At 71.4% G+C, this 21,135-nt stretch carries 20 protein-coding genes; 7 read left to right on the forward strand and 13 right to left on the reverse strand.

Going from position 1 to position 21,135, the window contains the following annotated elements; genetic code table 11:
* Positions 1 to 4: 4 nt before the first annotated feature.
* Entirely contained in the window at positions 5 to 2,179 is a 2,175-nt protein-coding gene (locus tag G8E01_RS01550) for an alpha-galactosidase (protein WP_166314907.1), read from the reverse strand.
* A gap of 183 nt (positions 2,180 to 2,362) precedes the next feature.
* Between G8E01_RS01550 and trxB the strand changes: the two genes are divergently transcribed.
* Both trxB and trxA read left to right on the forward strand, forming a co-directional pair.
* Positions 2,363 to 3,322, forward strand: coding sequence for a thioredoxin-disulfide reductase (gene trxB, locus G8E01_RS01555; RefSeq protein WP_166314909.1), 960 nt, complete (start codon positions 2,363 to 2,365; stop codon positions 3,320 to 3,322).
* A 24-nt stretch (positions 3,323 to 3,346) separates the two neighbouring features.
* Positions 3,347 to 3,670 (forward strand): thioredoxin, encoded by a 324-nt coding sequence (gene trxA / locus G8E01_RS01560; RefSeq protein ID WP_155048801.1) that lies wholly within the window; start codon positions 3,347 to 3,349, stop codon positions 3,668 to 3,670.
* 70 nt (positions 3,671 to 3,740) lie between these two features.
* Here the strand turns inward: trxA and G8E01_RS01565 are convergent, their stop codons facing one another.
* The 4 genes from G8E01_RS01565 to G8E01_RS01580 all read right to left on the reverse strand — a co-directional run bounded on the left by G8E01_RS01565 (position 3,741) and on the right by G8E01_RS01580 (position 6,369).
* Positions 3,741 to 4,091 carry a tryptophan synthase subunit alpha gene (locus G8E01_RS01565; RefSeq protein WP_166314911.1) on the reverse strand — a complete coding sequence of 117 codons (351 nt, stop codon included), beginning with the start codon at positions 4,089 to 4,091 and terminating at the stop codon, positions 3,741 to 3,743.
* A 52-nt stretch (positions 4,092 to 4,143) separates the two neighbouring features.
* Positions 4,144 to 4,401, reverse strand: a complete 258-nt coding sequence (locus G8E01_RS01570; protein ID WP_166314913.1) for a Rho termination factor N-terminal domain-containing protein — start codon at positions 4,399 to 4,401, stop codon at positions 4,144 to 4,146.
* A gap of 70 nt (positions 4,402 to 4,471) precedes the next feature.
* Complete coding sequence (locus G8E01_RS01575) at positions 4,472 to 5,500, reverse strand: ParB/RepB/Spo0J family partition protein (RefSeq protein WP_166314915.1); 1,029 nt, start codon at positions 5,498 to 5,500, stop codon at positions 4,472 to 4,474.
* Positions 5,500 to 6,369: a ParA family protein gene (locus tag G8E01_RS01580; protein WP_166319678.1), complete on the reverse strand. Its 870-nt coding sequence runs from the start codon at positions 6,367 to 6,369 to the stop codon at positions 5,500 to 5,502. The genes G8E01_RS01575 and G8E01_RS01580 overlap by 1 nt, the downstream gene beginning before the upstream one ends.
* Positions 6,370 to 6,548: 179 nt before the next feature.
* Here G8E01_RS01580 and G8E01_RS01585 point away from each other — a divergent pair, with 179 nt between their 5' ends.
* Entirely contained in the window at positions 6,549 to 7,163 is a 615-nt protein-coding gene (locus G8E01_RS01585) for a GNAT family N-acetyltransferase (protein WP_166314917.1), read from the forward strand.
* A gap of 4,115 nt (positions 7,164 to 11,278) precedes the next feature.
* Here G8E01_RS01585 and G8E01_RS01590 read toward each other — a convergent pair.
* From G8E01_RS01590 to rpmH, 8 genes are all read right to left on the reverse strand, one after another.
* Positions 11,279 to 11,770 carry a pyridoxamine 5'-phosphate oxidase family protein gene (locus G8E01_RS01590; protein ID WP_166314920.1) on the reverse strand — a complete coding sequence of 164 codons (492 nt, stop codon included), beginning with the start codon at positions 11,768 to 11,770 and terminating at the stop codon, positions 11,279 to 11,281.
* A gap of 111 nt (positions 11,771 to 11,881) precedes the next feature.
* Positions 11,882 to 12,886, reverse strand: a complete 1,005-nt coding sequence (locus G8E01_RS01595; RefSeq protein ID WP_166314923.1) for a diacylglycerol/lipid kinase family protein — start codon at positions 12,884 to 12,886, stop codon at positions 11,882 to 11,884.
* Between the two features lie 28 nt (positions 12,887 to 12,914).
* Positions 12,915 to 13,556, reverse strand: coding sequence for a 16S rRNA (guanine(527)-N(7))-methyltransferase RsmG (rsmG, locus tag G8E01_RS01600; RefSeq protein ID WP_338100715.1), 642 nt, complete (start codon positions 13,554 to 13,556; stop codon positions 12,915 to 12,917).
* Positions 13,557 to 13,561: 5 nt separating this feature from the next.
* The gene (locus G8E01_RS01605) at positions 13,562 to 14,041 is read right to left on the reverse strand and encodes a Jag family protein (RefSeq protein WP_155048807.1); all 480 of its coding nucleotides are present in this window, start codon (positions 14,039 to 14,041) and stop codon (positions 13,562 to 13,564) included.
* Positions 14,038 to 15,111, reverse strand: a complete 1,074-nt coding sequence (gene yidC, locus G8E01_RS01610; RefSeq protein ID WP_166314926.1) for a membrane protein insertase YidC — start codon at positions 15,109 to 15,111, stop codon at positions 14,038 to 14,040. The genes G8E01_RS01605 and yidC overlap by 4 nt, the downstream gene beginning before the upstream one ends.
* 6 nt (positions 15,112 to 15,117) lie before the next feature.
* The gene (yidD, locus tag G8E01_RS01615; protein WP_166314929.1) at positions 15,118 to 15,468 is read right to left on the reverse strand and encodes a membrane protein insertion efficiency factor YidD; all 351 of its coding nucleotides are present in this window, start codon (positions 15,466 to 15,468) and stop codon (positions 15,118 to 15,120) included.
* A complete protein-coding gene (rnpA, locus tag G8E01_RS01620; protein ID WP_166314932.1) occupies positions 15,465 to 15,803 on the reverse strand; it encodes a ribonuclease P protein component in 339 nt (112 codons plus the stop codon). Before rnpA ends, yidD begins: the two co-directional genes overlap by 4 nt.
* Positions 15,804 to 15,827: 24 nt before the next feature.
* The gene (gene rpmH, locus G8E01_RS01625; protein ID WP_155048808.1) at positions 15,828 to 15,965 is read right to left on the reverse strand and encodes a 50S ribosomal protein L34; all 138 of its coding nucleotides are present in this window, start codon (positions 15,963 to 15,965) and stop codon (positions 15,828 to 15,830) included.
* Positions 15,966 to 16,239: 274 nt separating this feature from the next.
* On the opposite strand from rpmH, the gene dnaA reads away from it, so the two are divergent.
* From dnaA to G8E01_RS01645, 4 genes are all read left to right on the forward strand, one after another.
* Complete coding sequence (dnaA, locus tag G8E01_RS01630) at positions 16,240 to 17,640, forward strand: chromosomal replication initiator protein DnaA (RefSeq protein WP_166314935.1); 1,401 nt, start codon at positions 16,240 to 16,242, stop codon at positions 17,638 to 17,640.
* A gap of 589 nt (positions 17,641 to 18,229) precedes the next feature.
* A complete protein-coding gene (gene dnaN / locus G8E01_RS01635; protein ID WP_166314938.1) occupies positions 18,230 to 19,375 on the forward strand; it encodes a DNA polymerase III subunit beta in 1,146 nt (381 codons plus the stop codon).
* Positions 19,376 to 19,389: 14 nt separating this feature from the next.
* The gene (gene recF / locus G8E01_RS01640; protein WP_166314941.1) at positions 19,390 to 20,568 is read left to right on the forward strand and encodes a DNA replication/repair protein RecF; all 1,179 of its coding nucleotides are present in this window, start codon (positions 19,390 to 19,392) and stop codon (positions 20,566 to 20,568) included.
* On the forward strand, positions 20,565 to 21,059 hold the full coding sequence (locus tag G8E01_RS01645) for a DciA family protein (protein ID WP_166314944.1): 495 nt from the start codon (positions 20,565 to 20,567) through the stop codon (positions 21,057 to 21,059). The genes recF and G8E01_RS01645 overlap by 4 nt, the downstream gene beginning before the upstream one ends.
* Positions 21,060 to 21,135 lie beyond the last annotated feature (76 nt).

Raw genomic sequence — 21,135 nt, forward strand, 5'->3', positions numbered from 1 at the left:
CGTCCTACGCCCGCGTCACCTCGATCAGCATCGCCTGCTGCGGCGCCAGGGTCGGCAACGGCAGGCCCACCGTGGCCAGAGCCGCCGCCGGCAGCGTGAGGCCCCGCCGAGCCGCGGCGACCCACGCCGGCGGCTCGTCCTGCATGAGCCGCGCGGCGCCGGCGTCCTCAAGGATCCGCACGACGACGGATCCCTCCGGGTCGATTCCGGGAAACGGCACGACGCCCGTGCGGGTCGCGGGCGCGGAGTCGGTGCGGCTCCAACGGAACAGGGCGTGGCCGGTGCCCTCGTCGACGACGCCGTCGAGCGCGGCGCCCGCGTCGAGCCCGTCGGCGTGGACGACCCGGCCGCCGTGGAGGAGCGGCCGCAGGCGCTTGTGGAGGGCGGCCCAGGCCGCGAGGGTCGCGCGCTCGGCGGGGGAGCACTCCAGCAGGTTCCACTCCACGCCCGCGTGCCCCATGAGCGCCGCGGCCAGCCGGTACCCGAGGTCGGTCGCGCGCCCCGTCGTGTGCGCCGCGGGCGGGCCCACGTGGCCCCCGATGAGCTCCGGCGGCAGGAGGAGTCCCGTGTAGCGCTCGATCCGGCCCCGCTCCACGGGGTCGTTGCAGTCCGACGCCCACACGCGGTCCGTGCGCTCGAGAATGCCCAGGTCGATGCGGGCGCCGCCCGCCGAGCACGACTCGATCTCGAGCGCGGGGTGGCGCTCGCGCAGCGCGTCCATGAGCCGGTACGTGGCCCGGGTCTGCGCCCCCACGATCGGTCGGTCGGATCCCTCGCGGCGCGCGACGGCCTCGAGGACCTCGCGGTTGTGATCCCACTTGATGTAGTCGATCCCGTACTCGGCGACGAGCGCCGAGATGCGCTCGAGCAGGTAGGCCCACGCGTCGGGGTGCGAAACGTCGAGCACGTACTGCCCGCGCATGGGGACCCCGAGGCCCGCCGCGGGGCCGAGGATCCACTCGGGGTGCGCGCGGGCGAGGTCCGAGTCGGCGTTGATCATCTCGGGCTCGAACCACAGCCCGAAGCTCATGCCGTGCGCGCGCACGACCTCGACGAGCGGGCCGAGCCCGCCCGGCCACACGGCGTCCGAGACGACCCAGTCTCCGAGGCCGGCGGTCGTGTCCCGGCGGCCGCCGAACCAGCCGTCGTCCAGCACGACGCGCTCCAGCCCGACCTCGGCCGCGGCCTCGACGAGGCGCGTGAGCGTCGCGAGGTCGTGGTCGAAGTACACGGCCTCCCAGGTGTTCAGCACCAGGGGGCGCGGATCCGCGGGGTGCGAGGGGCGGGCGCGCAGGCGATCGTGCAGCCGCGCCGAGAGGCCGTCGAGGCCCGCGTCCGACCAGACGTACACGGCGGTCGGCGCGCGGTAGGCGTCGCCCGCCTCGAGGCGCACCTCGCCGGGCGCGAGCGCCTCGCCCAGGCCGAGAATCCCCGCGTGCGCGCCCGCCCCCTCGGGCAGGCGCTCCGCGAGGTACCGGCCGTTGCCGCTCCAGGCGAGGTGCGCGCCCCACACCTCTCCGGAGCGGAATCCGAACCCGGGGGTGCCGGCCATCAGAAGGAACGGCGAGTCGTGCCCGGGGCGCCCGCGTCGGCCCTCGCGCACGTGCGCGCCGATCGTGAAGGGCGCGCGCTGCGGGGCGCGCTCGCGGCACCACCGCCCCGTGAAGTCCATGAGCTCGGCCGCGCGCTCCGGCACCGGCACGAGCGCGACGAGGCTCGCGAGGTCGTACGCGCCCGCGGCGCCCGCGTGGCGCTCGAGCTCGTGATCGATCGCGAGCACCCCGAACCGATCGAGCGCGATCCGTACCGTCAGCGACAGGCCGGCCGCCGCGTCGGACAGGCGCACGGTGACGGACTCGCCCTCGGGGGTCCGCTCGACGTCGACGGCGTGCGTCTCGGGGCGCGGCGTCGTCGCGGATCCGTCGGCGTGGCCGGCCACGCTCGGCGTTCCCACCCAGCCCTCGTGCTGCGTCGCCCATAGGCCGAGGCGGCGCGCCACGTCCGGCTCGGACCCGGATGTCCCCACGTGGGAGGTGTCGACGAGGGCGGCCAGGGCCTCCTCGCCCAGGTCGCCGACGTCGCGGCCGAAGTGGGCGATGCGGGGCACCGCGCCGTCGGTCGCGAGCACGAGCGACGCGCCGCCGCCGCGCAGCAGGATGGGGGAAGGGGAAGCCGCCATGGGGTCCTCTCACGGGGTGCGCGACTCGCGCGGGGTCTCGAACAGGGAAGAGTCTCGCCGCACCGCGCGCGAAACGCGAACTGCCACGCGGGCGGGACGGCGCCGATTCCCACCCCGCCGGGAATACCGGGCCCGTAGCATGGGTTTCAGCACACGAACCGAACGCCTGAGGAGGCCGCGACAGTGCGAGACGTCATCATCATCGGATCCGGTCCTGCCGGGTGGACCGCCGCGATCTACGCGGCGCGCGCCAACCTGTCGCCGGTCGTCGTGGCGAGCCAGGTCGAGGTCGGCGGCGAGCTGATGAACACGACCGAGGTCGAGAACTTCCCCGGCTTCCCCGAGGCCGTCATGGGCCCGGACCTCATGGCCAAGATGCAGCAGCAGGCCGAGCGCTTCGGCGCCGAGGTCGTCTATGACGACGCGACCGCGCTCGACCTCGCGGGCGACGTCAAGAGCGTGACCCTCGGATCCGGCGAGACGCTGGAGGCGCGCACCGTGATCTTCGCGACGGGATCCGCGTACCGCAAGCTCGGCGTGCCGCGCGAGGACGAGCTGTCGGGCCACGGCGTGTCCTGGTGCGCGACGTGCGACGGCTTCTTCTTCCGCGACAAGACGATCGCGGTCGTCGGTGGCGGCGACTCGGCGATGGAGGAGGCGACCTTCCTGACGAAGTTCGCGTCGAAGGTCTATCTCATCCACCGCCGCGACGAGTTCCGCGCGTCGAAGATCATGCAGCAGCGCGCCTTCGACAACGACAAGATCGAGGTCGTCTGGAACACCGAGATCGCCGAGCTGCAGGGCGCGAGCGGCCTTACGGGCGTCGTGTTGCGCGACACCGTGACGGGCGAGACGCGCGAGCTGGCCCTGGACGGCCTGTTCGTCGCGATCGGCAACGACCCGCGCACGCACCTCGTGCACGACACCCTCGACCTCACCGTCGACGGCACGATCGCGGTCGACGGCCGCTCCTCGCGCACGTCCGTTCCCGGCGTCTTCGCCGCGGGCGACGTCATCGACCCGTCCTACCGCCAGGCCGTCACGGCCGCCGCGAGCGGCACCGTCGCGGCACTCGACGCCGAGCACTACCTCGCCGCGCTCGACGACGCCACGCACGCCACCCCCGAGGCCGTCACGGCCTGACCGACTTCCCTAAGGAGAACCACTATGAGCGCCAAGGTCACCACCTCCGCCACCTTCGAGCAGGACGTCCTCCAGGCCGACGGGCCCGTGCTCGTCGACTTCTGGGCCGAATGGTGCGGCCCGTGCCGCATGGTCGCGCCCGTCCTCGACCAGATTCAGTCGGAGAACGCCGACAAGATCACGATCGTCAAGCTCAACGTCGACGAGAACCCCGACCTTGCGATGAAGTACCAGATCACGTCGATCCCGGCGATGAAGGTCTTCTCGGGCGGCGAGGTGGCCACGACGATCATCGGCGCCAAGCCGAAGCAGGCGCTGGAGCAGGACCTCGCCGAGTTCCTGAAGTAATCCCGCCGCGCGACGAAGGGGGTGTCCGGATCCGTTCCGGGCACCCCCTTCGTCGTGTGCGCCTCGCCGCTTAGCGGCCGCCGAGGACCCGCACGACCGAGTCCCACCGCCGGTGCGTGTTCTCGGCGCCGAGCATGCCCCAGACCGCGGCCGAGAGGTCGGGGTACTGCGCCGCGATCTGGCGGAGGAGGCGCTGGTTGCGCGCGTGGGTGGGGCGCAGGCCGCCGTCGGCCTCGATGTGCTCCGCGCGCAGCATGAACACGACGAGTTCGTCGACCGTCGGCAGGTCCTCCATGAAGTCCCACGGATCCTCGCCCTCGCGCAGGCGCTCGTGGATGAGCGTCGAAAGCTCGTCGTGCGCCTCGGCACGGAGCACCTCGACGCTCGCGCGGCGGGGGAGGAGGGGGTCTTCGGAACTCACCCCTCCAGGCTACGGCGCGCGGCGCGCCCCACGGCCCGTCGGGCCTGAGTGATCAGTGCGAGCGCAGGGCGTCGATGAGCTCACTCTTGCGCATGCGCGAGCGGCCCGTGATCCCGAGCTCGCGCGCGCGGTCGCGGAGCTCGTCGACCGTGCGGTCCTCGTAGTCGTCCGCGGATCCGCCCTTGCGGCCCACGGACGAGCGCCCGTCGCGCGCCGCGGCGTTGGCGATCCGGGCGGCCTTTTCCTTCGAGGCGCCGTCCTCGCGGAGGCTCTCGTACAGCTCCTCGTCCTTGATGCTCGGATTCGGCATGCGTGCTCCTTCCTCTTTCGTGCGGCGATCGCCGCCGCCCGGACAGGGTGTCACATGCCGGCCGGCGTGACTACTGCTCGTAGCCGGATTCGCCGAGCTCCTCGAGGATCCGATTGAGGTCCTGGATCGTTGCGAAACTGATCTTGATCTGGCCTTTTCTCGCGGTCAGATCGATCTTTACCTTTGTGTTGAGCCGATCGCCGAGCTTGTCGGAGACCTCGTCGAGGTAGGCGCGGCGCGCGCCGGCCTGGGGGCGCTTCGGAGCGGCGGGGGCCGACGTTCCCGCGGCCTGGATCACCTTCGCCGCGGTCTCGGCGCCGCGCACGGTGAGCTCCTCGTTCACGATCTTGTCCGCGAGGCGCTGCATGCCGTCGGCGTCGCCGTCGAGGGAGAGGATCGCGCGCGCGTGCCCGGCGCTGAGGACGCCCGCCGCGACCCGCTGCTGCACCGACTCGGGCAGTCGGAGCAGTCGGATCGTGTTCGAGATCTGCGGGCGCGAGCGCCCGATCCGATCCGCCAACTGTTCCTGCGTGATCCCGAAGTCGTTGATGAGCTGCTGGTACGCGGACGCTTCCTCCAGCGCGTTCAGCTGCGCGCGGTGGATGTTCTCGAGCAGCGCGTCGCGCAGCAGGTCTTCGTCGGCCGTCTCGCGGACGATCGCGGGGATCTCGGCGAGACCGGCCTCCCGCGAGGCACGCGTGCGCCGCTCGCCCATGATCAGCTCGTAGGTGCCGTCCTTCTTGTCGCGCACGACGACCGGCTGGAGCACCCCGAACTCGCGCACCGAGTGCACGAGCTCCGCGAGGTCCTCCGCGTCGAAGAGCGTCCGCGGCTGCCGCGGGTTGGGCACGATCGCGTGGGGGTCGACGTGCACGAGGCGCACGCCGGGCACCTCCGTGAGCGGCACCTCCGCCGGGCTCTCGGCCGCCGGAGCCTTCTTCGCCGCCGGCCGGCGCTTCGGTGCCTCGGGCGCGGCGGGCGCCTCCTCCTCGAGCGCGGGGGAGCCCGCGAAGAACACGTCGGCGGGGCGCTCGCGCGCCTCGGTACCGGTGGGGATGAGCGCCCCGATTCCACGCCCCAGGCCCGTGCGCTTCGCCATTACTTTCGCCCTTTCCTGCGGGGTGCCCCGCGCTTCACGATCTCCACGGCCGCCTCCTTATAGGCGATCGCCCCCGCGGATCCGCCGTCGTACGCGATCACGGTCTGGCCGAAGCTCGGCGCCTCGGAGACGCGCACCGATCGCGGGATCATCGTCTGCAGCACCTCGTCGGGGAAGTGCTCGCGCACCTCGTCGGCGACCTGCTGGGAGAGGCGCGTGCGGGCGTCGTACATCGTGAGGAGGATCGTGGACACCTTGAGGCGCGTGTTGAGGTGCTTCTGGATCATCTTCACGTTGCCCAGGAGCTGACTCAGGCCCTCGAGGGCGTAGTACTCGGCCTGGATCGGAAGAAACACCTCGTCCGCCGAGCTGAAGGCATTGATCGTGAGCAGGCCCAGCGACGGCGGGCAGTCGATCAGGACGAAGTCGAAGGGCTCATCGAGCTGCTCGAGGTAGTCGCGCAGGGCGGTGTCGAGCCTCTTTTCGCGCGCGACCTGCGACACGAGCTCGATCTCGGCGCCCGCAAGGTGGATGGTGCTCGGCAGGCAGAAGAGGCGCTCGTTCTCGGGGCTCTGCTGCACCGCCTCGGCGATGGGGAGGTCGTTGATGAGCACGTCGTAGACGCTCGGGGTGTCGGCCGTGTGGGGGACACCCAGCGCCGTCGAGGCATTGCCCTGCGGATCCAGATCGATCACCAGCACGCGGCCACCCAGGTCCGCGATCGCGGCGGCGATGTTGACGGTCGTCGTCGTCTTGCCGACGCCACCCTTCTGGTTGGACACCGTCATGACGCGGGTCCCACCGGGGAAGTCGACGTCCACCTCCTCGAGGCGGCGCCGCCGGGCGCTCAGGTCCTGCAGCTGCCGCATGATCGGGCTGTCATCGAAGGCGGCAGCGATATCGCTGGAATGCTGACTCACGCTCGTCCTTTCGTGTCCCAGGCCGACCTGACCACTCTATCCCGGCGCTGCCCGAACACGCCCAGGGCGCCGGCGGTGTTTCACGTGCAACATCGGCGCTGCGCGCCGCGTTCACGGAGAATGGAGGCATGCTCACTTCCCTCGACTTCTGGCCCCACTCCGGCCCGCGCGTGACCCTGGCGCCGTTCTCCGAGGGCGACGTGGACGAAGCGTGGGCGTATCGCCGCCTCCCCGAGGTCACGACCTGGACGGGAACGTGGATCGCGTCGCGTGACGCGTGGGAGGGCTTCGCACGGACGAGACTCGTTGGGCAGGGGCTCGCGGTGCGCGCCGCGGGCGTACTGGTGGGGGACGCAAAGCTCGCCGTCGCGGACGGCTGGGGCCAGGGCGGGTCCGACCCCGCCGCCGTCGCGCGGTGCGAGGCGGAGGTCGGGTGGACGATCGACCCGCGCTTCGCGGGTCGCGGCCTGGGCACGGAGCTGGGGGAGGAGCTGCTGCGGATCGCGTTCGTGCATGCCGGCGTGCGGCGCGTGACGGCATCGGCGTTCGCGGACAACGCCCCGTCGATCCGCATCATGGAGAAGCTCGGCATGCGCCGGGAGGCGCTGACGGTGTCGGCGTCCTTCCACGCCGCGCGCGGGTGGATCGACGGCGTCGACTATGCAATCCTCGCGGACGAGTGGCGGGCACGCTCGCACTCTGGATCCGGCGATGTTTCACGTGAAACATCGCGCGACGCGTAGGAGCGCCACGCCCTGAGAGGTCGCGTGAGGCCGCCCCGTCCCGCGCCAGGCCGTGCCGTCATGCTTTCCTCCTCACACATCGGGCCCCGCACCGCCGTGGCCTCCTTCCCTAGTGTCATGCGGCGTCCAGGCTTGCCCCGCCGACAGGGGCCCCGCTACCGGTGAGTCTCGACGGACGAGACACGCCGCATGCGCGTACCGCACGGCTCCCTTCGCACCTGGTGCCTCCTCCCGCCACTATGGGGTCGATGCCGGGGCTACCTCTGCGGGACGGGCGACTCCGGCTCCGCTCGTGAGAGCGGCACGGGCACGCACCACAGGCGCATACGGTCCGGTGTCCCAATAGCGCGCGCTCGTCGATAGGCGCAGCGCCCGCCTGCGGCGCGCGCCCACCTCGTTCCCACGACGGACTCTGCGGAACGCGCGACGCCCGCTCCGACCATCAGAGCGGAACCGGCACGGAACGTAGGCGCACGCCTGCCGGTCCCATAACGCCCTCGTCGATACGCGCAGCGACTGCCTGCAGCGCGCGCCCGTCTCGACACCGCACCCGCCCCAACGACGCGGCCCCCTCCATGCCACGCCCGCCACCGCGGGATGCGCGACGGTCGCTCCGCTCCTCAGAGCGGCACGGTCACGTACCGTAGGCGCACGCCCGCCGGTCACCCCTCTCGCTCTCCTGGACACGCCCAACGCCCATCTGCGGCGCGCACCCACCTCGGCGCCACAGCCACCTCTGTGAGACGCAAGACGCCCGCTCCAGCCGTCGGAGCGGCACGGGCATCCACCGGCCGCGCACACCCGCCGGTCACGAAACGCGCCCTCGCGAACACGGCCAGCGGCCCGCCTGGAGCAGGAGCCCGCGTCGTTGCCCACGCACAGCGCTGGCGCCCCCGCGTTCGCGCCCGGCGCGCGGTGCCGCGCGGCCCGCCCTGCCGAACGAGCGGGATGTTTCACGTGAAACATTGACGCGCTCGGTCGATTCGGCGCTGCACGCCGCAGACTCCCGACCGCTCGCGCGCCTGCTGTCGGTCAGCTCGCTCCCGACGCCGCCACCCATCGTCCCTGTGCCCGCGCCTCCTCGCTCTCGCCTCGCCGTCCGCCGCCGCCCCGTAGACGACGCCGCGCGCCCCGGCGCACGTCCCGCGGACGGGCTTTCGCGACGGGGCGCGCGTTCAGAGAATGTTTCACGTGAAACATGCGCTCGCTCGGCCCGCGCGCCGATGTCCTCCGCAGATGTGTGGCGTGCCGCTCCACCCCCCCGCACCCCCTCCTCCCTCGCGCCCCGGCGGGAACACTCGCGCGGCGGCCTGAGCGGCGCCGCCAACCGCCGCCTATAGTCCTCCACGGACCCGAGGGCATGGAAGAAGAGGCGCCGCTCGCCGGCACCATCCCGCCCACTCGCGGGTGCGGGGGAGTGCGCGCCGCACAACGCGCATCGGGAACGTCGCGGCCTGTGCGCGCCAGCGCCGTGCACGCCGACTCTCGTCGTGGATCGCGGCATCGCCATGAGACGGGTCGCTACCCAACGCAAGAGCCAGGCTTCACGCCGATCCGCCGACGTTCAAGCGCAGCCTCTGGGGGGAGGGGCAGCCCTCGCCGCAAGTGGAGGAGGGGCAGCGGGCGGAGAGGAGGGCCGCAGTGGCACCGCCCGGGTGTGCGGTGGGGATCCGGGCACAGCCCGCGCGCACCGTCCGACCAGCGTACGCGCGGCGCCTCCCCCCGTGTGCACGACGGCTTCGTGCACGCCCGCCCCGCGCCGTGCGACGCGGCCTCGCGACGGACATCATCTCGCCGCGCATAAGATTCTCCTCCAGCGGATCCGTGGTCGGCCCGCCGACGCAGCGGCCATCGGGCACGGATCTTCGCCCCACCCCTACACGCGGGCTTCCCGTCCCACATGCACAGCGACGATCCCGGCGGCGCGCACCCTCGACGCGCGGCACACCTCGGGCACCCGCCGATGGCAGGTGAAGCCGCGCAAGTCGGCCCTGTGGCGCTGTCAGGACCTGTCGATTCGACCTGCCTCGCCGTCATGTTTCACGTGAAACATTCGCGGTCATCGTCAGCAAAGGCCCGCCACGCCGATCGGCGCCCCCACCACGCTCCCCGCCCAGGCGACCCCGCGCCGCGCGCACACCGCGCTGACGGTTGGCAACATAAACGAAGCCGGCCCCCCGCCAGCTATGGAGATCGGGCGCCTGGGGGCAGCCCGCCGCCACGCCACGCCGTGGCGCACGATAACGGGAACGGGATCGATGATCCGCACGAACCGATTCCGCCTCGATCGGGGGTATGCCCCCCGTGAAAGCCGGCCTCCTTCGCCGCGCATCCGCCGAGTGGGCGCGCATTGCCGCCCTCCGGCACGCGCAGAGGGGCGCCACAGCAGCCGCCAACGGAGTCAATCTCGGTCACCACCTCGTCTCGCGACCCGTTGGGCGCCGTCGCAGTGCACCCGCTGCCGCGTCAGCCACCTCTCGCCCGGGCCTCGCCCCGCACCGACGATCACCCCCGCGCGCGGAGCGCTTCTCCGACGCGGGGCGGGGCCGTACGGGGGTCGCCGGGACGCCGCGCGATGGTCCGCGTCGCACCACGGACGCTGTGCGTGCCAATACGCGGCGGATCGCCGTGGCCTCCGGATGCGGGGCGCGGTCCCGCCGGTGTCACCGGCGCCAAGCGCGTGGCAACGCCGCAGACGTCCGATGAGCGCCATCCCCTTTCACGCGCCGCGTACAGAGGCGGCGAAAGCGTCCTGCCGCGCACAACAATGAGCCGCCGGGGCGGGGGAGGGGTGGCGCGCGCAACGCGCCGCTCGCCGGTCGTGTCGGACGGAGGAGCGTTTCCGCGGGGGCGTCGGGGCTCGAACCCGCTCGGCCCTGGCCTCCTCGGCCAGGCTGGCGGGGTCGCGATCGCGCGCGCTCGGTGAGATGACCGGTTCGAGAGGGCCAGCGGAGGTCGCGCGAGGGGTCGCACAATGAACACGGCCAGGTCCATACCCCGGCGCAGGCTTAGGCTCAGGCTCAGGCTCAGGCTCAGGACGAGGCGAAGCGCCGCGCCGTCGCGCCGCCACCCGCGGCACCTCTGCCGCTCCACCCGAGAGGGACGCACCCCGGCAGGGGGAGCGGAGCCCCCTCGAACACCGAAGTTTCACGTGAAACATCGACCCCACGCCGTTCTCCGGCGCATCGCCGGAGAAGGCCAGTTGTGCGAACTGGGACGGACGCGCACACCCGTCACGATCGAGCTGGGCGGCCCCGAATGTCCCTCCGCCCTCCGCATCACCCACCGCCCGCGGTAGGCGCCGACGGTGTTCGAGCCACGGCGGCCGCGGGTGGAGGAAGCGCGCGCACTGCCCGCCGACCGTCGACGGAGCCGAGCCGCGCAGCGAGGCCCTGACCGGCACACGCGTCTCTCCGGGGGCCCGGGCGCCCGGGCGCCCGAAGACCCCGCCGGTGGATACCTGTGGGCGCAGGATCCCGTGCCGCTCGCGCCGCCACGCAGTCGCGTACCAGGTGCGCGCCCCCGAGCACGAGAGCGCCTTTGAACGAATCGGCGTCGGCGGACGATCGCGCTCTGAGAAGAGCGCACGGGCCTCGCCCCTCGCACGCGGGGGCGGGGCGCACCGGGACAGGAGCGCCGTCAACAGCACGGCCTCGCCCGACCCAGCGGTCTGTGAGTCGCTGGCGCGCGGCCCACGAGGACCGCCGCGGGAACACGCACCTCTCCGCGCCCGCACCCACGAACACCGCCACCCCCACCGCCACCGTTTCACGTGAAACATTCACTCGGCAGCATGGCGACGACAGAGGGCCGATGCGCCGCGTCCGTCCGTCGCCCCACCGCGCCGCAAGGACCCCCCGCGGGGCCCTGCCATCGCGAACGACCACGACGCGCGCGCCGCGCACCGCGCGCCGCCCCCTGCCCCGCCTCACGCGTCCCACCTCCATCGCGCGCTCGGATCCCGACCTGCCACCAGCGCACCGCGCGCGGGCCAACCCAAGCCCACTGCCGCACCCGGGGGAGAGACGCATAGCCGCGCTCGCGCGGGCGCCTCCCGCGGGCGCGCCGAGAGGCCAAGAACGCACGCCAGACTCCCCGACGGGCGATCCGCCCGGCTACTCCGCGCGGGGATCCCCCGCGTATGCGACGCACCACTGCGGCACGATCCGGAACATGCGGATGTCGTCACCCCAGGTGCGCGGATCCGATCCGTAGTGCCGCTCCCAGTGCGCGAACACCGCGGTCTCGTCGTCGGCGAGCGGAACGGCCCGCCCGTGCGTGAAGAATCCGGTGCGTTCGCCGTCGATCCATGCCGCGCTCACCGCGGGTCGCGCGGCGAGATGTCGCGCCTTGGCCGAGGATCCGTCGGTGCCGAACGTCCAGGCACCGTGGAGGAAGTGGCCGTCCACAGCGCTCACCCGCGGCTCGCCGCCAGCGGTGACCGTGGCGAGGCTCAGGACCCGCATGCCATCGAGACGCGCGAGCAACTGCCGCGCGCCCCATCGATGATCCCCGGACACGATGTCCGTCAGATGGCGCGTCGCCCCCGCGTGCGACGCCGCGAGCAACGCATCCAGCGCCGCGATCTCCTCGTCCGTCTCGTACATCCCGCGATCCCCCTCACATGTTTCACGTGAAACATCTCCGCGGTCAGTCTCACACGGGCCCCCGACATGGCGCGGTGCGCACGCGACCGGCCTGGCGTCGCGCGCGAGCGCTCATCCCAGCACCCGCAGGGCGCCCGGGACGAGCCGCACGCGCAGGGGCAGGCCGGGAAGCGGCTCGCCGTCGCCGTGGGGGAGGGGTGCGCCCCCGCCCGCGGCGATATCGATGCCGCGGGCTCGCCCCGCGAGGACACGCGCCGACGAGGTGTGGCGCCCGACGAGCATGCGGGCGAACAGCGGGAAGGCTCCCCGTCGGCCGACGTCGCCCGCCAGAACCAGATCCGCGCGTCCGTCGGTCGCCGACGCGCGCGGCGCGATCGGGATGCCCCCGCCAATCGTGGGCCCGTTCGCCAGGGTCACAAGCGCCCCGCGTGCGCGCCAGTCCACGCGATAGCCGCCGCCGTCCTGCTCGGCGGTGACGCCGACGACGCCCGGAAACCGGCCCACGCGGTCGAGTTCCTCGGGCGAGAGCGCCATGCCCCGAACGGCCACCTCGTAGTCCCAGGCACGGTACCCGGCGAGCTCGCGCAGCGCCGCCCACACGTAGCGCGAGGCGCCACGGGGGCGACTCATCCCGTTCGCTCGCGCGTTCACCGCCGCGTCCAGGCCGGCCGACGTCGCCCCCGCCACCCACACGTCGGATCCGCTCTCCGGGTGCACGCGAAGGAGATCGACGTCGCGCACGCGTTCCGTCGCCACCGCCGTCACCACGCGCGACACTGCCGCGTCGGGATCCCGCGGCATCGCCAGCGTGCGCGCGAAATCGTTCCCCGTGCCGACGGGGATGATCCCGAACGGGACGGGCCCGCGCGCCAGCTCCTGAATGGCGAGGTGGGCTATACCATCTCCGCCCACCGCGACGACCGCGCGAGCGGATCCGTCTCGTGCGGCGCGCACGCGCGAGGACACCGCCGCAGCCGTCGAGGCCGTGAGAATCGTGGCTGCGATCCCCGCCCGCGCGAGCCTCTCGCGTGCCGCCCTCGCGGTCGCCACAGCCCTCCCGGCGCCCGCGCGCGGGTTCGCCAGGATCGCCACGTCCCCGGGACCGAGCAGCGTCATGACCCGACGCTACCGCGGTCGGCCGGCGTCAGGCGCGCACGGTCGCGCGGACGACGCGCGTCGGCTCCGCGATCTCGCCCTCGCCGAGGATCTCCACGCGCACGTCGCTCAGCTTGTACTTGCGCGCGGCCTTGGCCGCCGCGTCGATCTCGCGCTCGGCGTTCTGTCCCTTGAGGAGGATCAGCTCACCACCGTCGCGCACGAGCGGCGCGGTCCACGGGATCAGGGTGCGCAGGGCCGACACGGCGCGCGCCGTCACGGCGTCCAGGAAGCCCTCGTAGCGACCCGCCTCTTCCGCCCGCGCCCGCTCGACACGCACGTTCTTGAGCCCGAGCGCGTCCGCCTGTTCCGTGAGCCACGCCACGCGTCGCTCCATCGGCTCGATAAGGATCCATTCGATGTCGGGGCGCGCGATCGCCAGCACGAGGCCCGGCAGGCCCGCCCCGGACCCGACGTCGCCCACGCGGCCGCCCGCGGGGAACAGCGGCGCCGCGATCGCCGAGTTGAGGATGTGACGGTTCCACAGCCGCGGCACCTCGAGCGGGCCGATCAGCCCGCGCTCCTCGCCGTGCTCGGCAAGGGCGACCGTAAAGCGCCGCGCGAGGTCGATGCGGACGCCGAACAGCGCCGCCGCCTCGGCGGGTTCCGGCTCGAGCGCGTCGTTCGTCACGGCCGTCAGGCCTTGCGGATGACCGTGTGCCGGTCGTCCCGCTCGCCGTACGACTCCGAGACGAGCCCGCGTTCCGCCACGATGTCGTGAACGATCTTGCGCTCGTACGACGTCATCGCGGGCAGCGAGGCCTGGGTGGCGCCGTCGTCCAGCCGCGAGACCGCCTGATCGACGAGCTCCGCCAGCTGGGCGCGACGCGTGTCGCGCGAGCCCCCGACATCGAGGATGAGGCGCGAGAACTCGCCCGTCTCCCGCTGCACCGCGAGCCGCGTGAGCTCCTGGAGCGCCTGGACGGTGTCCGGATCCGCGAGCGGACGAAGCGACGCATCGTCGCTCTCGACTGACACGTACGCGCGGCCCTGCCGCACGTCGAGCTCCAAGTCGCCGTCGATGTCGGCGATGTCGAGCAGGCCCTCGAGGTAGTCCGCCGCGACGTCGCCCTCCCGCTCCAGTTGCTCCTTGGTCGGGGTGTCCTCGTGCGTCATGCGCTCTCTCCCGCCGACCCCTGGCCGGACTTCTGCGGGCCCGGGCCCGCGTTTCGCTGCTGGTCCTTCTTGGCGCGCTTCGCCGACTTCGGCTGCACGCGCTTCGCGCGCTCCTGGCGCTCGGCCTCGACCTTGCGCGCCAGTTCCTCCTGCTCGCGCTCGTACTCCGCCATCGGCACGACCTTGCCCGCGGCGTTGACGGCCTTGCCCTTCTTCGCGAGGCGCTCCTCGCGGGCCTTGGCGGCCTCGGATCCGGGCGTCGGGTTCTCGTGGATGATGTAGAACTGCTGGCCCATCGTCCACAGGTTGTTGAAGAACCAGTAGGTGACAACGCCGAGCGGGAAGAAGACGCCCGAGAAGATCATGGCGAACGGGATGATCCAGAGCATGATGCGCTGCATCTGGTACGCCTGGCCGGTCTTCGCCTCGGGGGAGAGGTTCTTCGAGACGATCTGCAGCTGCGTGACGAACTGCGTGGAGATCATCAGCGCGACGAGGATGATCAGCATGATCACGGCCGGCAGCGAATCGATGCCGTTGTTGAAGTGATCGACGAGCGTCATGCTCAGCGGCGCGATGTCGAACAGCGACGCGTCGTTGAACTCGTGCACGCGCTCGGCCGTGAACAGCCACGAGTTCAGGCCCGACTCGTCGGCCGCCGCCCACACGCTGATGTCGTGCAGCGTCCAGTACAGCGAGAAGAAGATGGGCATCTGGACGAGCATCGGCAGGCAGCCCGAGACGGGGGTCGTGCCGTGCTTCTTGTACAGCGCCATCGTCTCGCGGCTCATCGCCTCGCGAGACAGCTGATCGCGCTTTCCCTTGTACTTCGTCTGGATCTTCTTGATCTCGGGCGCCAGCTCCATCATCTTTCGCTGGCTCTTGATCTGCTTGACGAAGAGCGGGAAGATCGCCAGTCGCACGACGACGACGACTCCGAGGATCGACAGGACCCAGGTGAGGCCGCCCGCGCTGGGCATTCCCACGGTCGTCAGCAGCCAGTGCCACCCGACGAGGATCGCCTCGATCACCCAGCGGATCGGGAAGAGGATCGTTCCGAAGAAGTCCACGGAGGGTCAGTCCTTTCGGCGCGGCACCACGAGGCCACGGGGGGTCAGGTCGTATCGGAAGTTCGCGTGCGGGCGCACGTCGTCCTCGCCGCCCGCGGCCCAGGGATGGCACCTCGCGATGCGCGCCGCGGCCAACCCCGATCCTCTCACGAGGCCGTGCTGCTGCACTGCGGTCACGGCGTATGCCGAGCAGGAGGGGTAATAGCGGCAGACGTCGCCATAGATGCGGGAGATCGTCGCCCGGTAGGCGAGGAGCAGGCCTAGGCCCAGGTTGCGGGGCACGAGCGGGAGCGCGCGGACCGCGTCGGCGGCGCGGATCCGCCCCGTCCCGACGGCGGACGCCGGCAGGACGCTCACGCGCCGGCCTTCCGGGCGAGCCCGCGGGCGACGTCGCGCCGCAGGTCTGCGAAGGGCGCCGCGGCCGAGGCGGGAAGCGCGCGGATCACGACGTCGGCGCCCGGGCGCAACGACGGCGTCGCCTCGAGGCAGATGGCCTTGAGGCGACGCCGAACGGTGTTGCGCGTCACGGCGTTGCCGACCGCCTTGCTCACGATGAAGCCGAAGCGGGGCGGACGGGGCTCGCCGGTGTCGACGACGTGCACGACGTGCGTCTCGCCCGCGCGCCGCGCTCCCCGCCGGACGACCATGCGATAGTCGATCCCGCGGGTGATCCGCTGCGGCTTGCCGAGCACACCCGTCGCGACGTCGAGGGGGCGTTACGCCGAGAGCTCGGTGCGGCCCTTGCCGCGGCGAGCGTTGAGGATCGCGCGGCCGGCGCGCGTACGCATGCGGGCGCGGAAGCCGTGCTTCTTGGCGCGACGACGGTTGTTGGGCTGGAAAGTGCGCTTGCTCATAGCCTTCTCACTCCGGGAGGACGTGTCACCGGAACTGGTCGACCGGAGACGGGTACAGGGGTGCCCGAGATGGGCACAAGTCAACCGCAATAGAATACGCCGGGCGCCGCTCGCGGCGCAAACCGCGCGCCAAACCTGTCAGTATCCCCACAGGACGGGCCGCTTGCCCGCCGCAACACGCGGATCCGCTCGCCGACGCGTTTGCGGGGCGGCGCCAGGATGACTAGCGTATTCGAAGTTATCCACAGGCTGTGTACAAAAGGGGAGTGGACCGATGGCAGACGTCCCGGACGTGCCGATCTGGCGCCTGGTCATCGCGGAGCTCGAGAACGACGACCGGATCACGCCGCAGCTCGAGGGCTTCTTGAACCTCGCCGTGGCCCAGGGGGTCATGGGAGGCGCGCTCTACCTCGACGTGCCGAACGACCTCACGGCGGGTCAGCTCAACAAGCGCATGCGCGAGCCGATCATGGACGCGCTCGGCCGCATCGGGGACGAGGTCACGAGCTTTCGCGTCGTCGTCAACCCGGAGCTCGCCGACCAGCCCTATATCCCGGAGCCGCACCCGATCGCGGACGAGACCCGCGAGGCCGCGCCCGAGCGGTCCGCGCCCCGCCCGATCGAGACGCCGCAGACCCAGTCCCGCAGCGAGACGCGGCTGAACCCGAAGTACACCTTCGACAACTTCGTCATCGGACAGTCGAATCGCTTCGCGCACGCCGCCGCGGTCGCGGTCGCGGAGGCTCCGGCGAAGGCGTACAACCCGCTGTTCATCTACGGCGACTCCGGCCTCGGCAAGACGCACCTCCTCCACGCGATCGGCGACTACGCGCAGAACCTCTTCCCCGGGGTCCGCGTCCGCTACGTCTCCAGCGAGGAGTTCACGAACGACTTCATCAACTCGATCGCGAACAACCGCGGAGCGGCCTTCAACGCGCGATACCGCGACCTCGACATCCTGCTGATCGACGACATCCAGTTCCTCCAGGGCAAGGCCGAGACGCAGGAGACGTTCTTCCACACGTTCAACACGCTGCACGACCACGACAAGCAGGTCGTGATCACGAGCGACGTCGCGCCGCGGCTGCTCACGGGGTTCGAGGACCGGATGCGGTCGCGCTTCGAGTGGGGCCTCATCACCGACGTGCAGGCGCCCGACCTCGAGACCCGCATCGCGATCCTTCGTAAGAAGGCCTCGAGCGAGCGGATCTATATCCCCGAGGACGTCATCGAGTACATCGCGTCCATGGTCTCGACCAACATCCGCGAGCTCGAGGGTGCCCTCATCCGGGTCTCGGCCTTCGCGAGCCTGAACCGTTCCGAGGTCTCCCGCGAGCTGGCGGAGGGGGTCCTGCGCGACATCGTCGACAAGCCGGAGGACACCGTCGTCTCGCCGACCGACATCATCAAGGCGTCGGCCGACTACTTCAAGCTGACCGTCGAGGACCTCTACGGCCCCGGACGCGCGCAGGCGGTCGCGCAGGCCCGGCAGATCGCGATGTACCTCTGCCGCGAGCGGACGAACCTCTCTCTGCCCAAGATCGGGCAGCTGTTCGGCGGACGCGATCACACGACGGTGATGTACGCGACGAAGAAAATCACCGAGCTCATGAAAGAGAAACGGCAGCTGTACAACCAGGTGCAGGAGATCACCGCGCAGCTGGGTCGTCGCTGACGGCGCGCCCGTCCGTCCCCAGCGGCATCCCGCGCGGATCCTCGCACCCCGCGACTTTTCCACACGTTATCCACAGGGCCCCCGTCGACAAAGACGGGGGTCCTGCCGCATTTTTCCGCCCGCGTTCCCCGGGCGCATCTGAACGCGCGGTGACGTATTCCCCAACTCGCGCTTGACACGACTGCGGCGAGGGCGTTAAGGGTTCTCCCCAGTGTGGAAAACCTGTGGATAACTGTGGAGACACGCCCTGCCAGCTGTGTAGGACACGCGCCCGGCTTGTGAAAACGGCCGTGGACGTCGCTCCGCCGCGTCATCCGCTTCCCCCACCCCCTCCGCATCGATTCCACAACTCACACGCGTGTGATTCCTTACTGCCGACACGGATCCACAGAGTTATCCACACTCTCCACAGCCGTTAACGCTGTTAAGAGATTTCTCTTTCGAAGAGGGCCCCCGATCACCGTGACGCCGGCGGCGGCGTGGACCGTCAGGCCGACGCACTAGCATGGGTTTCCCGCGACATCCGCGCTCCTTCCGAGCACTCACCTGCGTGTCGCGCCAGGTCTTTCGCCACATGAGGGGGAGTTACGTGAAGTTCCACGTGAACCGCGATGTCTTCAGCGAGGCGGTCTCGTTCGTCGTGAAGCTGCTGCCGCAGCGCAATCCGCAGCCGATCCTTGCGGGCGTGCTGATCGAGGCGGGAGAGGACGGCACGCTGGCGCTGTCGGCCTTCGACTACGAGGCCTCCGCGCGGACGACGATCGAAGCGACCATTGACGAGCCCGGCACGATCCTCGTCCACGGCCGCCTCCTCAACGACATCGCGAGCCGCCTCCCGCACGCGCCGATCGAGGTCTCGACCGAGGACGATGGCAATGTCGCCGTCGTCTGCGGCCCCGCTCGCTTCGCGCTCGCGTCGATGCCCGTCGAGGAATACCCCGCGATCCCCGAGGTCACCGGCGAGTCCGGCCTCGTGCCGGGTGAGGACTTCGCCACGGCGATCTCGCAGGTGGCCTTCGCCGCCTCGCGCGACGACGTCACGCCGGTGCTCACCGGCGTGCAGCTCGAGGTCCACGACAACCAGCTGAGCCTCGTCGCGACCGACCGCTACCGCGTCGCGCTGCGCGACATCGACTGGGATGGTAGCCAGTCCAATGCGAAGGCCCTCGTGCCCTCGCGCACCCTCACCGAGGTCGGCAAGACGTTCTCGCACGGCGGCAACATCTCCGTCGCGTTTTCCGGATCCGGCGACCGCGAGATCATCGCGTTCACGGCAGGCAACAGGACCGTGACCTCGCTGCTCATCAAGGGCAACTTCCCGCCCGTGCGCCGCCTGTTCCCGGAGCAGACCGGCCACTACGCCGTCGTGTCGACGAGCGACCTCACGGAGGCCGTGCGCCGCGTGGCGCTCGTGCTCGATCGCTCCGCGCCCCTGCGCTTCACGTTCTCGCAGAACGAGGTCACGATGGATGCCGCCGGCGGCGACCAGGCGCGCGCGTCCGAGTCGGTCGACGCCACTCTGACGGGCGGAGACGAGGTCACGCTGGGCCTGAACCCGCAGTACCTGCTCGACGCGCTCGGCGCGGTCAAGAGCGAGTTCGCGCGGATCACGTTCACGTCGAGCGACAACGCCAACAAGCTCAGCCCCATCCTCGTCACGGCGCAGACCTCGGTCGACGACGCGGCGAGCGACAACTTCAAGTACCTGCTGCAGCCCAACCTGCTGCTGCGCTAAGCCGGGTTCGGCGCATGATCGTCGAACACCTGAGCCTCGTCGATTTCCGCAACTACGCGCAGGCGGAGCTCGAGCTTCGGCCGGGGACGAACCTGCTGGTCGGCCGCAACGGCCAGGGCAAGACGAATCTGGCCGAGGCGGTCGCGTACCTCGCGACGCTCGGCTCGCACCGGGTCTCCGCCGACGCGCCGCTCGTGCGCGAGGGGCAATCGGCCGCGTTCGTCCGGGCGCGCCTGACGCACGGATCCCGCAAGGTCACCCTCGAGCTGCAGATCAACAAGCAGGGCTCGAACAAGGCGCGCATCTCGAGCAACCCCGTGCGCACGAGCGAGCTGCCGCGCTACGCGCAGGTCGTGCTCTTCGCGCCCGAGGACCTCACGATCGTCCGCGGCGACCCCGGGTCCCGGCGTCGCTTTGCGGATCAGCTGCTCGTGCAGCGCACGCCGCGGCTCGCGGCGGTCATGGCCGACTACGACCGCGCGCTCAAGCAGCGCACCACGCTGCTCAAGTCCGCGCGGGCGCGCGGCATGCGCGCCGAGAGCCTCAGCACCCTCGACGTCTGGGACGACAAGCTCGTCGCGCTCGGATCCCAGATCATCGACGCGCGCACGCGCCTTGCCGCGGATCTCGCGGCCCCCGTCTCCCGCGCCTACGCCGCGATCGCGGGCGAGGATCACGCGCCAGGGCTCGCGTGGGCGCTGTCGATCGGGGGATCCGACCCCGAGGAGGGCGAGGACATCGACGAGGGCGTCCCCGCCGCGGGCGACACGGCCGCCCAGTTCCGCCAGGCACTGGAGAACCGGCGCGCGCAGGAGCTTGAGCGCGGCCTCACCCTCGTCGGGCCGCACCGCGACGACCTCGTCCTGCGGCTGCGGGGGCTGCCGGTCAAGGGATACGCCTCGCACGGCGAAGGCTGGTCCGTCGCGCTGTCCCTCCGGCTGGCGTCGGCCGAGCTGCTGCGCAGCGAGTCGCCCGGCGGTGACCCGATCCTCATTCTGGACGACGTGTTCGCCGAGCTCGACGCGGCGCGGCGCGGGCGCCTTGCCGGTGTCGTCGCCGACTACGAGCAGGTCATCGTGACGGCGGCGGTGGCCGGGGACCTGCCGGATCCGCTCCGCCGTGACGCGGTGCGGATCGAGGCCGGCGCGATCCTCGGGCCGCTCTCCGAGCATCCGCTGGAGGAGCCGCGATGAGCGAGGAGCGACCCCCCGGCGTGCCGGAGACCATCGCGACCTACCTGCGCCTGCGCGGGCTGCCGTTGAGCAAGGCGGCGCGCTGGAAGAAGCGGCGGCGCGGGGATCCGGACGGCAGCCAGCCGTTCGCGAAGGGGCGGGATCCGAAGCCGCTCGGCGACGCCATCTCGGCCCTCACCGCGTCCAGCGGGTGGGCGCCGCAGCTCGAACGCGAGGACCTGGCGCTCAACTGGGAGGAGATCGCGGGCGACGACAACGCCGCCCACTCCTTCATCGAGACGTTCGCGCAGGGCCTCGTCGTCGTCCGGTGCGACTCGACGGCCCGCGCGAAGCAGATGCATCTGCTGCGCGCCGCGTTCCTCACGCGGATCCTTCAGCTGTACCCCGAGGCGGGCGTGAAGGAGATTCGCTTCTTCGGGCCAGACGTGCCGACCTGGAAACATGGCTTCAGACGCGTTCAGGGCCGCGGTCCGCGCGATACGTACGGGTAAGACGGGTCGCATCCCGTCGGAGGGGGATTTCTCCCGCGAGAGGGCCTGTTACGCGGTTTTCGTCGTCCGAAACGGG

This window comes from Microbacterium excoecariae, from assembly GCF_011326725.1.
GTDB classification, from domain to species: domain Bacteria; phylum Actinomycetota; class Actinomycetes; order Actinomycetales; family Microbacteriaceae; genus Microbacterium; species Microbacterium excoecariae.

Bases quoted from the DNA above. Each gene is read 5' to 3' on its own strand.
- G8E01_RS01585 (WP_166314917.1), top strand. From the start codon at position 6,549: ATGCTCACTTCCCTCGACTTCTGGCCCCACTCCGGCCCGCGCGTGACC.
- G8E01_RS01605 (WP_155048807.1), bottom strand. From the start codon at position 14,041: ATGACGCACGAGGACACCCCGACCAAGGAGCAACTGGAGCGGGAGGGC.
- G8E01_RS01550 (WP_166314907.1), bottom strand. From the start codon at position 2,179: ATGGCGGCTTCCCCTTCCCCCATCCTGCTGCGCGGCGGCGGCGCGTCG.
- trxA (WP_155048801.1), top strand. From the start codon at position 3,347: ATGAGCGCCAAGGTCACCACCTCCGCCACCTTCGAGCAGGACGTCCTC.
- G8E01_RS01580 (WP_166319678.1), bottom strand. From the start codon at position 6,369: ATGCGGCAGCTGCAGGACCTGAGCGCCCGGCGGCGCCGCCTCGAGGAG.
- recF (WP_166314941.1), top strand. From the start codon at position 19,390: ATGATCGTCGAACACCTGAGCCTCGTCGATTTCCGCAACTACGCGCAG.
- G8E01_RS01575 (WP_166314915.1), bottom strand. From the start codon at position 5,500: ATGGCGAAGCGCACGGGCCTGGGGCGTGGAATCGGGGCGCTCATCCCC.
- rpmH (WP_155048808.1), bottom strand. From the start codon at position 15,965: ATGAGCAAGCGCACTTTCCAGCCCAACAACCGTCGTCGCGCCAAGAAG.
- dnaA (WP_166314935.1), top strand. From the start codon at position 16,240: ATGGCAGACGTCCCGGACGTGCCGATCTGGCGCCTGGTCATCGCGGAG.
- G8E01_RS01645 (WP_166314944.1), top strand. From the start codon at position 20,565: ATGAGCGAGGAGCGACCCCCCGGCGTGCCGGAGACCATCGCGACCTAC.
- G8E01_RS01570 (WP_166314913.1), bottom strand. From the start codon at position 4,401: ATGCCGAATCCGAGCATCAAGGACGAGGAGCTGTACGAGAGCCTCCGC.
- G8E01_RS01595 (WP_166314923.1), bottom strand. From the start codon at position 12,886: ATGACGCTGCTCGGTCCCGGGGACGTGGCGATCCTGGCGAACCCGCGC.
- G8E01_RS01590 (WP_166314920.1), bottom strand. From the start codon at position 11,770: ATGTACGAGACGGACGAGGAGATCGCGGCGCTGGATGCGTTGCTCGCG.